This window comes from bacterium (assembly GCA_013360215.1).
In the GTDB taxonomy this organism is placed as follows: Bacteria; CLD3; CLD3; order SB21; family SB21; genus JABWCP01.
This window is the reverse complement of record JABWCP010000007.1, coordinates 47,754-59,511: the sequence shown is the minus strand read 5'-3', so window position 1 is coordinate 59,511 and position 11,758 is coordinate 47,754. Positions and strand designations below refer to the sequence as shown.

The 11,758-nt window shown below is 45.3% G+C and carries 14 protein-coding genes and 1 pseudogene; 5 read left to right on the top strand and 10 right to left on the bottom strand.

The genetic code is table 11. From position 1 onward, the window contains the following. Positions 1–189 precede the first annotated feature (189 nt). From HUU58_06640 to HUU58_06615, 6 genes and pseudogenes are all read right to left on the bottom strand, one after another. Positions 190–273: pseudogene (locus HUU58_06640) on the bottom strand (peptidase M4). A 798-nt stretch (positions 274–1,071) separates the two neighbouring features. Then, positions 1,072–1,788 carry a hypothetical protein gene (locus HUU58_06635; GenBank protein ID NUN45343.1) on the bottom strand — a complete coding sequence of 239 codons (717 nt, stop codon included), beginning with the start codon at positions 1,786–1,788 and terminating at the stop codon, positions 1,072–1,074. 138 nt (positions 1,789–1,926) lie between these two features. Next, the gene (locus tag HUU58_06630; GenBank protein ID NUN45342.1) at positions 1,927–2,322 is read right to left on the bottom strand and encodes a hypothetical protein; all 396 of its coding nucleotides are present in this window, start codon (positions 2,320–2,322) and stop codon (positions 1,927–1,929) included. Between the two features lie 10 nt (positions 2,323–2,332). Continuing rightward, positions 2,333–3,463, bottom strand: coding sequence for a hypothetical protein (locus tag HUU58_06625; protein NUN45341.1), 1,131 nt, complete (start codon positions 3,461–3,463; stop codon positions 2,333–2,335). A 242-nt stretch (positions 3,464–3,705) separates the two neighbouring features. Beyond that, entirely contained in the window at positions 3,706–3,897 is a 192-nt protein-coding gene (locus HUU58_06620) for a 50S ribosomal protein L28 (GenBank protein NUN45340.1), read from the bottom strand. Positions 3,898–3,908: 11 nt separating this feature from the next. Next, positions 3,909–4,082 (bottom strand): hypothetical protein, encoded by a 174-nt coding sequence (locus HUU58_06615; GenBank protein NUN45339.1) that lies wholly within the window; start codon positions 4,080–4,082, stop codon positions 3,909–3,911. A gap of 33 nt (positions 4,083–4,115) precedes the next feature. Here HUU58_06615 and HUU58_06610 point away from each other — a divergent pair, with 33 nt between their 5' ends. From HUU58_06610 to HUU58_06595, 4 genes are read left to right on the top strand one after another with little or no spacing between them, the layout of a single operon-like run. Further along, positions 4,116–5,126, top strand: a complete 1,011-nt coding sequence (locus HUU58_06610) for an asparaginase (GenBank protein ID NUN45338.1) — start codon at positions 4,116–4,118, stop codon at positions 5,124–5,126. Beyond that, positions 5,123–5,974, top strand: a complete 852-nt coding sequence (locus HUU58_06605) for a pantoate--beta-alanine ligase (GenBank protein ID NUN45337.1) — start codon at positions 5,123–5,125, stop codon at positions 5,972–5,974. Before HUU58_06610 ends, HUU58_06605 begins: the two co-directional genes overlap by 4 nt. A gap of 6 nt (positions 5,975–5,980) precedes the next feature. Continuing rightward, positions 5,981–6,721, top strand: coding sequence for an NTP transferase domain-containing protein (locus HUU58_06600; protein NUN45336.1), 741 nt, complete (start codon positions 5,981–5,983; stop codon positions 6,719–6,721). Between the two features lie 28 nt (positions 6,722–6,749). Continuing rightward, a complete protein-coding gene (locus HUU58_06595) occupies positions 6,750–7,769 on the top strand; it encodes an NAD-dependent isocitrate dehydrogenase (GenBank protein ID NUN45335.1) in 1,020 nt (339 codons plus the stop codon). 126 nt (positions 7,770–7,895) lie between these two features. On the opposite strand, the gene HUU58_06590 is transcribed toward HUU58_06595, so the two are convergent. The 4 genes from HUU58_06590 to HUU58_06575 form a co-directional block, all read right to left on the bottom strand. Then, on the bottom strand, positions 7,896–8,882 hold the full coding sequence (locus HUU58_06590) for a cytochrome c (protein NUN45334.1): 987 nt from the start codon (positions 8,880–8,882) through the stop codon (positions 7,896–7,898). A 20-nt stretch (positions 8,883–8,902) separates the two neighbouring features. Beyond that, a complete protein-coding gene (locus tag HUU58_06585; GenBank protein ID NUN45333.1) occupies positions 8,903–9,343 on the bottom strand; it encodes a DUF3052 family protein in 441 nt (146 codons plus the stop codon). A gap of 145 nt (positions 9,344–9,488) precedes the next feature. Beyond that, positions 9,489–9,869 (bottom strand): rhodanese-like domain-containing protein, encoded by a 381-nt coding sequence (locus HUU58_06580; protein NUN45332.1) that lies wholly within the window; start codon positions 9,867–9,869, stop codon positions 9,489–9,491. Next, on the bottom strand, positions 9,869–10,210 hold the full coding sequence (locus HUU58_06575) for a winged helix-turn-helix transcriptional regulator (GenBank protein NUN45331.1): 342 nt from the start codon (positions 10,208–10,210) through the stop codon (positions 9,869–9,871). The genes HUU58_06580 and HUU58_06575 overlap by 1 nt, the downstream gene beginning before the upstream one ends. A 141-nt stretch (positions 10,211–10,351) precedes the next feature. Between HUU58_06575 and HUU58_06570 the strand changes: the two genes are divergently transcribed. Beyond that, positions 10,352–11,755 carry an MBL fold metallo-hydrolase gene (locus tag HUU58_06570; protein NUN45330.1) on the top strand — a complete coding sequence of 468 codons (1,404 nt, stop codon included), beginning with the start codon at positions 10,352–10,354 and terminating at the stop codon, positions 11,753–11,755. The last annotated feature ends 3 nt before the right edge of the window (positions 11,756–11,758 follow it).

Below are 11,758 nucleotides of genomic sequence, written 5' to 3'. Positions count from 1 at the left end.
TCGAATCTTTGGGAGCGGACATTACCTGTTTCTCTATTTTTTGGAAGGCCAGTATAGCTACAAAGACGGATTTATTCAAAATATAAAAGCATACGCCGACGCTTCTACTGAAATCCCCGCTATAAAACAAAAAAGCGAGTATTATTTAAAATACTCGCTTAGACCTGGAAAAATATCGATCAACAATTACTAATCATTGCCGTGATCGTCATCATGATCATCGTGGTCATCGTCATCATCGTGTTCATCGCCGTCATGATCGTTATCTTTAAACACTTTTTTAAAGCTCTTTTTGATATTGTCATCGATATCATCACGATCGCTTTCGGCGTTCGGATTCAGGTATTGACCGTCTTTCAAAAACCAAACCGCCGGCGTCACAAGTAACGTGGCATTGGTATTTGTCGTACTGTCTGAAACTACCAGCGGCGGATTAATGTCCAATTTTTGTTCTACGTCTTTTTTACTTTTGTAGACGAAAGGAACATTGTTGTATTTACCAAAAACCACAATCGAAAAGCGCTCGTCATCCGATGTTCCTGTCTTAAAATCAGGATCGGCGATGTCTTCATCGTCTTCGGGTTTGTGAATTTTGAATTTGATTTTATCGTACGTTCCGTTAGGGATTTTACTTGTGGTAATATTGGTTACACCACCCGTCAAATCAATACGCACGATAAACGGTCCAATTTTAAAATCAGCGGAATCTTCATCCGTAGTGCTTTCAAACTTCATACGTTTTAACAGAACTTTCGCCGAATCTAATGTCACTGTGTCACCGGCGGCCGATTTGGCTAAAGGAATACTCATGTCGGCTTTCATGCTCAACGTCGTTCCCTCTTTTTGTGACGATTTCGATGAAGAGTCACCACACGAAACAACAAACGCTGCAAACACTGTGGTGAACAAGTACAAACGAAACGCTTTCATACAAACTCCTTTTCATTTTTAATAGCGTGAAATACATTCACCTGCGTGTAAACAGGTAAACCCCCGATCCTATCAACACACTTACTTACGATGCATCATAATAATACGAATGCTGCGCGTTAGCAATACAGCAGACAAATTCTACCTCTCAATCTGTACATCGGCATCACCGTCCTTATTGTTATCTCGAAATCCATAAAACGAATTACGGATGCTTTGTTCGATCTTTGCCACATTGCTGGCGTTGGTATTCGTTGGATCAAGATTGACTTCACCGTCAGTAAACCAAATTGACGTACTCACTCCCAACGTCAAATTAGCTGTGCCCACGCTGTCGGCAACGATAACGGAAGGTGAAATATCGGACTGAACATTGACTGTGCTTTTTGATTTGAAAACAAAACGAATGCCGTTATAATGACCGATAATCACTGCAGAATACCTTTCATTTCCTCCCGAACCGTCGCGAAAATCCGGATCCGGAACAGATTCGTTTTGTGAAGGCAGGTGAATTTCAAATTTAACCTGATCGTATTCGCCTTCCGGCACATTTGCTGCGCTTAATGTTTTAAGCGATGCACCTTCGGTCATAAAAAGAACATAAGGACCTGTTTTAAAATCAGACGAATCGCTGGGCCCCGAACCGCCTAATTTGATAGATTTGATAAGAATTTTGGCTGTGTCAATTGTAACATGCGAAGCGGATTTTTTTAATCCTTTAGTCAATAGCGGCGGTATATCACCCGCAAAACTTACCGATACATTATTATCGACAGATTGGTCATCGGCACAAGACAAAGCTAAAATTGACATCATGATTAGTGCTGAAACAATCGAGGTCTTCATCGCAAGACGCATGAGGAGTTCCTTAGTAATTCAAATGGATGAACCGAATGATAATAACGAGTAACCAATTACAAGGTATGCGTTAATAAAATACTTAGTGTGACGACTATCACACCAAACTAGAATTACGTAAAAATACTTAGTTAACGTTTATTGTATCTTAATTTTTGAGCACGTGTTATCGGACACGTAAAAGGTTCCTGACCAAGAGTAAGAGCCATCCGACGCTGACCAGTTGTGCGATCCCGAACTGACATTGGTGATTGTCACTGCGCCACCGGAATTCGCACCACAAGACGGTGAATTTCCTGAATTATAATATTGGGTCAACATACCAACATAATTATTGTCCACATAAATATAGATATAGCTGGAATAATTGATCTCCGTATAAAATGTTGCCGATCCGTCTCCGCCGGAACCGCCGCCAAGCTGCGATTCTAAAAAATCATCCGTTCCTTCATCCGAAAACATCTCACCTATATCACACGCCGTTAGCGTCATCATGCTAAACCATATCAACATATATGCTGTGCGTACTATCATAAAGGATCCTTTAGAAATAATATTGTATTACGCCGCGGTATTTGATCAGAAGATCGTTATTAATAAAACTTGTCGTTTTTATTTTGCCCTCTTCTCCGGTGGTATCATTTTCCTCTTCTTCATTGTACGTACCGCCAAGCATGAACCCGTATTCCCCCGACGCACCCAACAACAGGTGAAAACGATCCATCTGTATGCGTAGCCCGCCTTCCAAACCGATCGCATAATGGAAAAACAACGGACTCTCCGAATCTTCCAATTCCGTTCCCTTACGGAGATTGACTGTCACCAGTCCCAATTTTTGTGTGAAATTAAAATACCCCCCTTTGCCGTCAAACTTTATTTCTTCTTTAATACCATACGACTTAAACCGCGTATTATAAACCGTCGCCGATTCTCCGTTATTCGTACCCCCGGAAAGAACTTGAGAAACCATATACGGCTTTTGAAATGTGGCGTAATAAAAACCAAAACGCGTCTCCGTGTCTTTACCAAATTTCTGCACACTGCCGGAGCCGCCGCCAAATAGACCGGTAAATATCATCATAAAATACGATTCTCCGCCGGTGTACGCCGTCAAACCAATTTCCTGAAATTTGGTAAACATCGAATACTTCGTACCCTGAGGAAAATTATAAACAGCATCGGAGTAGTACGCCGCATATCTCAAATCCGACGACTTGGGGCTGACAGCTATGTAAAATGTTTCTTTAGTATAGGTCAACTCCCAATTAGCCATTGTATTGATAACTTGGCCGGCATCGTTGTAGATTTTCTTTTTTCCAAATTCCAATGCCGTGTGCAATTTCTCATACCCTTGCTCCAGCTTGGACGTGCTATTCTGAGCCTGCATCAGCTCATTTTGTTTTTTTCCGCCAAAATTGGTTTCCCACGAAAAATTCAGATTTGGCACCATCGGCACATTATGATCTATCTCGCCGCGCAAGTATCCGATTTGAAAGCCTTCAATCGTATAACGAAGTTCGTCCGCTTTATAGGGGCTCCACGTATTGTATTCAAACCCGCTTGATAGCGATAGCGTATTGATCCATGTTTGGGGCATACGGGTGACCGGCACAAAAGCTTGTGTGAAAGCCGCCATCGGCGCACACCACACCAACAAAAAGAGCCATCGGTACATCAGGCACTCCCTTCGATTGAATTGATAATTTATGTAACTGACAGACGATTTTTCGCACCGACACACCGAACCGAGTATGACGGCACAATGAAGTAAATTTTTATGAAAGGGTTACTATGAAAACTTGATAATGAACGTGACGAAACTAAACGATGAAACGTTTTTTTTCAATAAAAATAAAAAAGCGCCGTGATGGGGACGACGCTTTTACATTTTTTGGGATAAACCCGAAATCGAGAAAATTACGCTGCTTTAGCTACTTTTCCTGATTTGATGCATTGGGTGCAAACTTTAACGCGTTTAACAGCACCGTTATTCATTTTAGCGCGTACTTCCTGAAGATTCGGAAGCCAACGGCGTTTGGTACGGTTATTGGCATGGCTCACATTGTTGCCGTACATCGGGCTTTTGCCGCACACATCACAACGTTTCATGACTCGCTCCTTTATGGCTCAATCGTATTAAAAACAATTTCTTCTTTAAGCGCAGCGATACTATACAAAATGGCAAGTAAATGCAAGGAAAAACTTAATATTTTTTTACATACCCTTTTTCCGCCAAATCCGGCAGCATGGGCTAACCGCTTTTTTTGGATCACATGCTCAAATTCGTTTGCCAAAGTCTCCGATTTCACTTAGATTCGCGGGCTTTTATGAAAAAGATATTATTAATACATACCGGCGGAACGATGGGAATGAAATTCGGATATCCCGCTCCGTTGCCGCACGAACAATTTGCGGATGAAGTATTTCGGCATATCCCCGGCGTACGGGACATCGCTGATGTAGATTTTTTCAGCTCCTTTAGCATGGACAGTTCCAATCTTTCACCGGAACATTGGGTGACGCTCGGTCGCATTATTTGGGACAACATGGACGCGTACGACGGGTTCGTCATTATTCACGGCACGGATACCATGAGTTATACGGCCAGCGCTTTGTCCTATATGCTGTCCAATCTTGCCAAACCCGTGATACTCACGGGATCCCAGCGCCCGTTATCCGCCATTCGCACGGACGCCAAAAACAATCTGATCAATGCGATTGAATTGGCAACCTATCCTATCCCCGAAGTATGCGTTTTTTTTGATTACAAACTTTTTCGCGGTAACCGATCTAAAAAAATTTCAATTGATGAATTCGATGCTTTCGTTTCTCCGAACTTTGGTACGTTGGCGGACGTAGGCCTTCATATCGAAATTCATGAAAACCTTTTACGTTCACCTTCAGGTATGTTACGATTTGATACGGCTTTTGGCCGGGACGTGATCAGTATCCGCCTCTTTCCGGGTATGAATGCAGCACTTTTGGACGGATTGGCTCAAACATCAGCGAAAGTATTTATTCTCGAAGCCTTTGGTTCCGGTAACGTACCTACGCTCGAAAATTCCGTCATCCCCTTTATTAAAAAAACAACCGAAACCGGTAAAATGGTAGCCATCGCAAGTCAATGCATCAGCGGCGGTATAGATCTCAATCTTTATGATTGCGGTAAAGAAGCGTTGATGGCCGGCGCCGTTTCGTGCGGCGATATGACATCGGAAGCCGCTATTATCAAAGCAATGTATTTGCTCGGCCAATTTGACGGTCATGTCGGACGTGTACGGAGTAATTTTAATACGTCCATTGCCGGTGAAATCACGGAATCCGATTCCAACTCATGACGATCATTACATCACCGTCGGCCATGCGCGCATGGACAGCTCAACAAAAATCAGAAAATCACCGCGTCGGTTTTGTGCCGACGATGGGTTATCTGCACCAAGGGCATTTAAGTTTGGTCTCGCTGGCACGCACCGAAGGAAAATGCGATCGCGTGGTCATGAGTATTTTTGTCAATCCTACCCAATTTGGTCCCAACGAAGATTTTGAAAAATACCCGCGCGATCTGGAACGCGACCGAGCGATGGCCGAAACGGCCGGCGTGGATGTATTATTTTTTCCATCGGTCGATGCTATGTATTCCGCGGACGCGACGACGATGGTGGATGTCGGCGCGATGGGTACGGTTATGTGTGGCATTTCTCGCCCTACTCATTTTCGCGGAGTGACGACCGTCGTAGCAAAACTTTTTTCGATCGTACGACCCGATACGGCCGTCTTTGGTCAGAAAGACGCACAACAATTTTTTATCATTGAGCGAATGACGCGCGATCTCCACATGGATGTCGCTCTGATCATGGCGCCAATACGCCGTGAACAAGACGGCCTTGCGATGAGCAGCCGCAATGTTTACCTCAACGCCGATGAACGCCGTCAGGCTTTGGCTCTGAATGAAGCCTTACGCGAAGCCGAATCCTTGATTCGTAACGGTGAAAGAAATGTGGATGTTATCCGTACGCATATGGAATCCATTTTTGCACGTTATCCTCTGGTGCGAAAAGATTATATCGCCATGGTCGAGGCGGGGTCGCTCGCTAAACGTGAGGTTATCCAAGGTCGTACATTGATCGCCGTGGCCGCGTACCTTGGTAAAACAAGACTGATTGATAATATCATTATTACCGTATAAGGAATTATGAACAGCCGATTTACAACCGTTATTATGGCCGCGGGAAAAGGCACACGCATGAAATCCGATCTTGCCAAAGTGTTGCACCCCTTGCACGGTCGGCCGATGATTCATTATGTGATCGCTTTAGCGCGTACCTTGGGCTCCGATCGCGTGATCGCCATCATCGGACATCAAAAAGAACGGGTGCGCGAAGCGCTCGCGGATGAAAAGATCGAATTTGCGGTGCAGGAGCCGCAACTTGGTACGGGTCATGCCGTGATGCAAACGGAATCGTTACTGCAAAATGATCACGGCGATGTTTTAGTTTTGTCCGGTGATGTCCCTGTTTTGACCGAAGCGACGATGCGAAAACTGATCCGATTGCACCAATCCGAAAGTGCGGTGGCTTCCGTGCTCACCGCGACCATGCCCGATCCGACGGGATACGGACGTGTGCTCCGTCACGAAGATGGTCGCGTTCGTAAAATCGTCGAACACAAAGATGCATCGGACGAAGAGCGACGCATCAACGAAATCAACTCCGGTATATATATGTTCCAGTCGCAGGCACTCTTTGCCGCGCTCAAAAAAATCACCAATAGTAATGCGCAAAACGAATATTATCTTCCGGATGTAATCAAAATTTTTATTGATGCAGGGCAAAAAGTCTGCGCTTATCCGACGGATAATTTTCGTGAAATTTCCGGGATTAACACCATCGAACAACTGCGTGAAGCCGAAGCGATCATGCAGCCCCAATCTTAAAACCTATCATAAATCAGGAGAATTATAAATGTATCATGTGACACTTATTCCGGGCGATGGCATCGGCCCGTCGATCATGGAAGCCGCCGTTGAAGTCGTCGAAGCGACGGGCGTTAAATTTAATTGGGATACGCGCCTTGCCGGCATGGCGGCCGTAGAAAAATTTGATTCGCCCATTCCGTTTGAAACGCTGGATTCCATTCGCAAAAATCGCGTTGCTTTCAAAGGTCCGCTCACCACACCCGTCGGCGGCGGTTATCGCAGCGTCAATGTGGCTATGCGTCAGGAATTTGAACTCTACGCCAACGTTCGCCCGGCAGTATCTTTCGAAGGCATTGAAACCCGCTATCAGAATGTCAATATCCTCATGGTGCGTGAAAACACCGAAGGTCTCTACGCCGGTGTCGAGCACTCCATCAAGGTGGACGGCAAAGTGATTGCCGCAGAAAGTACGGCTATTATTACCCGTCACGAATCGGAGCGTTGTATTCGTTATGCATTCGAATACGCACGAAAAAACAAACGCAAACGTGTCACGCTCGTTCATAAAGCCAACATCCTCAAAGCAACGACGGGTTTATTTCTTGAAATCGGAAAAGAAATCGCCAAAGAATATCCCGATGTCGAATTTAATGATGTGATTATTGACGCATGCGCGATGAAAATGGTGATGGATCCGACGCAATTCGATGTGTTCGTGACGACTAACCTTTTCGGTGATATTCTCTCCGATCTCGCCGCAGGTCTCGTGGGCGGACTGGGCCTGACCCCCGGTGCCAATATCGGAAAAAGCGCCGCCATCTTTGAAGCCGTGCACGGTAGCGCTCCGGACATCGCCGGAAAAAATATCGCCAATCCGACGGCCGTGATCATGGCCGGTATGATGATGCTGGAATATCTGGGCGAATTTGAGGCCGCACGCCGCGTGGAAACGGCCGTCAAAAACGTGATCAAAGAAGGAAAAATCGTCACGCCGGACATTCGCAAAGATACGACATACGGCACAAAAGAATTTGGAAAAGAAGTGGCGCGACGCGTGCGCGGGTAGTTTCGATGTTTTAATACTTTACTGATCTCAAATAAAAAAAATAAACCGGAAAAGAATAAATCTTTTCCGGTTTTTTGTTTCGTCGTCTCAGCGATCAATCAATTTTTAGAAACGATTGCCCCTTCGTTAGTTCACCGTAAATTTCTTCACGGGATGATCAACCGCTTTGACCGAGCGAAGATATGCATAAATTGCACCCAAATCTTTTTCCGTCATCCCGGCATACATGATCCACGGCATGATCGTTTGAAACTGGGTTTCCGTATAAGGCTCAGGTACCGGAATACGTTGGGCTGATTCCTGAGTATACGTTTTAAAACGATTAATGAATTGTTCCCGCGTCCATGAACCTATGCCTGTTTTTTCGTCGGGCGTGATATTGGCAGAACGCAAAACTCCTTGCGGCATTTTAAATTGAAATCCGCCCGCGAAATCCATTCCGGGCAACGGTTCACCTTTTTTGGTCATCGTATGACAATCCGCGCAGGCTGCCATATTGGCCAAATACTTACCGTATGCGACTTCATCTGTCGTGTCCGGACGCGTCACGAATGCAGGTGCTTTGGGCATGGTGCGAACGATCAGGTTGAGAGGGAAGTTGAGCCGCGTTTCCGGCACTTGATTTTCGATCGGCTTCAATGTTTTGATGTACGCAATGATCGAAAGAATATCTTCTTTATCGCTCGTCGCATAACGATGCCACGGCATTAGCGGAAAAATCGGTTCTCCGTTTTTCCGAATACCTGTCGTGAGCGCATGAAAGATTTCTCCGTCCGTCCAACTTTTTAAACCGGCCGGCGTAATATTGTGCGCGTATAATGTACCGGGAAAACCCATAGATTCGGGAAATTCTTCGCCGCCGGCGCCAAATGTTTCCGGTTTGAGCGGCCCTGCGAAAAATGAATAGTCGCGTTGCGAATGGCAATCCGTACATACCGCTACGTGATTGGCTAAATATTTTCCGCGTTCAATTTGCTCCGATGACGATGCGATCGTGATCTGCGGCACGGGACCCGCATTCGGCAGCGCAGTTTTGAGATATACATATCCGCCAATGATTGCCAAAATAAATAGCCCAAACAAACCGGCGACAATACGCAATACAAGTTTCATGGCTTTCTCCGAAAATGGGTTTACAATTTAGGTGATTTGTTTTTTTTCGTCAGCGACGTTCTGTCTTTCACCGGAATGACCAATTTCAGACCGGACCACACATCGTCCACCGCGCACACTTTGACATCGACCAATCCGTTGCGGCGTGCACATTCACGAATCATATCCTCCGTAATATCGGTACGAACACCGGATGATTTTTTAGGCCAAGAAACCCATATCATCCCCGAATCTTTGATTTTTTTCTTAAGCTTTGGAAGTTCAATCTCCAAACTATCGGCCGACTTGGTAAACCAATGGACGCAATCATGGTCCGCTACGACTTTACGTGTCAGGCGAACTTTTTCCGGAAGCGGTTCAATTAACGTCTTCAATGTCGCAGGCGCATCAACCCAGGCAACTGAATAGCCTTCTTTGATACCTATTTTTTTTACTAAAGGCGTACCTGAATATCCGGCCAAAGAAAACTTCTCCGTGTTAAGAGATAATGTTTAAAATAAAAAACGGACTTGTCTGACGTGTTACACGAAGCCAAAATTAAATCGAAAGAAAATATCAAAACTATCTTTTTTGAGAACTGTGCAGTCTAAATTTTTATACCCGGATTCAACGAACAACCTGATCCGGCATCGTTTTCACAATACCGATCATTCCGTCAGCGACATTATATACCGATTGAAATCCTTTTTGATTCATAAGCAAAGCCGCTTTAGCGCTGCGGTTTCCGCTCCGGCAATACACATAATACGTCGCGGATTTATCCAATTTTTCCAATTCGGATTCAAATTCCGGCTTCATAAAGTCCAATAACACAGCCTCCTTCAAATGGCCGGCTGAGAATTCACCGGCTGTGCGCACATCCAGCAAAACGCCCGGTTTGTCTTTTAGCAATTGGTTGAGCGTATCCGAATTGACAGAACGAAAACTATCCTGCGCTCCGCACGCCGTTGCTAGCATGAAAATGATAATACCGACGCGATACATCATTATGAAAAACTCCTGATTTGATCGTTGAGTTTGTCTTTGACGACGGAACACATCATGTCACACAACGTAAATACGGACGTATCGGCCACACTGTAAAATGTGAACAATCCTTCTTTCCGGCGTTTGAGAAAGCCGCATTCATGCAAAACGGCGAGATGTTTGGAAACATTGACTTGGCTGGTCTGCACTTTTGCCACAATATCTTGAACGCTCATTTCGCTGTGCCAAATCGTTTGTATGATTTTAAGCCGCATGGGCTCTGATAGCGCTTTGAAACGCTTGGCTATCAAAGCCAGCGATTCTTCGCTCATTTTTTCTTTATCAAATAATTTTTTTGCCATAGGTTGGTTAACTTCGTAAAATGGTTACTCAAAATAAAGTCAAAATGCCAAAATACTTGACTTCCTATTAAAATATCTCTATACTACTATGTAGTTATATAATGATATTCCAACTAAAAGTCAATCGGTTTGGAGTGAAGCATGTACTTCCAGAATATTTATGAAAAAGGGCTCGCACAGGCCAGTTATCTCATCGGCTGTCAGGCAACGGGAACAGCGATCGTCATTGATCCGCGCCGGGATATCCATGTTTATCTGGAAGCTGCTGCGCGTGAAAAATTTACAATCACGCACGTCACCGAAACACACATCCATGCTGACTTTCTGAGCGGCGCGCGCGAATTGGCGGCTGCGACAGGCGCTGAGCTGTTATTGTCGGACGAAGGCGGTGCAGATTGGCAATATGCTTTTCCGCATACTGGTCTTCGCGACGGTTCGGTTTTTAAAGTTGGCAATCTGAAATTTGAAGTCATGCATACGCCGGGACATACGCCGGAGCATATCGCCTTCGTACTCACGGACGTGCCGGCCGGCGACTACCCGATTATGTTTTTTTCAGGCGATTTTGTTTTTGTAGGCGACATCGGTCGTCCGGACTTACTAGAAAAAGCCGCGGGTGTTACGGGTACGATGGAACGCGGTGCGCAACAAATGTTTCATTCGTTAAAAAAATTCAAATCCCTTCCCGACCACGTTCAGGTGTGGCCCGGTCACGGCGCCGGTTCGGCCTGTGGTAAAGCACTGGGCGCAGTTCCGGGTACTACGGTCGGTTACGAAAAACTGGTCAATTGGGCGTTGCGTTATACCGACGAAAATGAATTTGTCAAAGAACTCCTTAGCGGACAACCGGAACCGCCGTATTATTTTGCGATGATGAAAAAACTGAATAAGGAAGGCCCTCCGATTTTAGGCACTTCCTCCGGGTTAAAACACCTGACAACTGACGACGCAACGCAGGCTATACGCAACGGTCAAACTCTGATCGACACGCGCCCCAAAACCGCGTTTGCTGAAAAACATATATCCGGCGCTATCAACATTCAAAACAACAATTCCTTTTCAACATGGGCCGGATGGATATTGTCTTACGATAAACCGTTTCTGATTCTTGTGTCGGAAAATGATGCGCAGGATGTATACCATAAATTAATTCGCATTGGCCTTGATCACTGCACCGGCTATATCACCGAAAATCGTTTCTGGGAAGAACGCGGCGGCACGCTCCACAGTCTCCGGCAAATTTCTGCTACGGATTTATCTGCGAAATTATCGGACCCGAATGTTGCCGTCATTGATGTTCGTGGCGTATCGGAATACGAGACCGGTCATATCGCAGGAGCCGTACATATCCATGGCGGTCATTTGTCGCGACGGCTTGCCGATCTTCCAAAAAACAAAACGCTAATTATCCAATGCCAGGGCGGGGACCGCTCCAGTACCGCTACCAGCCTTTTGCTCAAAAATGGATTTAGTAATATTTATAACCTGATCGGCGGAATAGCCGCATGGCAAAAAGCCGGTTTGCCGGTTGTCAAAGAAAAATAAAGG

Bases quoted from the DNA above. Each gene is read 5' to 3' on its own strand.
- HUU58_06635 (NUN45343.1), bottom strand. From the start codon at position 1,788: ATGCGTCTTGCGATGAAGACCTCGATTGTTTCAGCACTAATCATGATG.
- HUU58_06630 (NUN45342.1), bottom strand. From the start codon at position 2,322: ATGATAGTACGCACAGCATATATGTTGATATGGTTTAGCATGATGACG.
- HUU58_06625 (NUN45341.1), bottom strand. From the start codon at position 3,463: ATGTACCGATGGCTCTTTTTGTTGGTGTGGTGTGCGCCGATGGCGGCT.
- HUU58_06620 (NUN45340.1), bottom strand. From the start codon at position 3,897: ATGAAACGTTGTGATGTGTGCGGCAAAAGCCCGATGTACGGCAACAAT.
- HUU58_06610 (NUN45338.1), top strand. From the start codon at position 4,116: ATGAAAAAGATATTATTAATACATACCGGCGGAACGATGGGAATGAAA.
- HUU58_06605 (NUN45337.1), top strand. From the start codon at position 5,123: ATGACGATCATTACATCACCGTCGGCCATGCGCGCATGGACAGCTCAA.
- HUU58_06600 (NUN45336.1), top strand. From the start codon at position 5,981: ATGAACAGCCGATTTACAACCGTTATTATGGCCGCGGGAAAAGGCACA.
- HUU58_06595 (NUN45335.1), top strand. From the start codon at position 6,750: ATGTATCATGTGACACTTATTCCGGGCGATGGCATCGGCCCGTCGATC.
- HUU58_06590 (NUN45334.1), bottom strand. From the start codon at position 8,882: ATGAAACTTGTATTGCGTATTGTCGCCGGTTTGTTTGGGCTATTTATT.
- HUU58_06580 (NUN45332.1), bottom strand. From the start codon at position 9,869: ATGATGTATCGCGTCGGTATTATCATTTTCATGCTAGCAACGGCGTGC.
- HUU58_06575 (NUN45331.1), bottom strand. From the start codon at position 10,210: ATGGCAAAAAAATTATTTGATAAAGAAAAAATGAGCGAAGAATCGCTG.
- HUU58_06570 (NUN45330.1), top strand. From the start codon at position 10,352: ATGTACTTCCAGAATATTTATGAAAAAGGGCTCGCACAGGCCAGTTAT.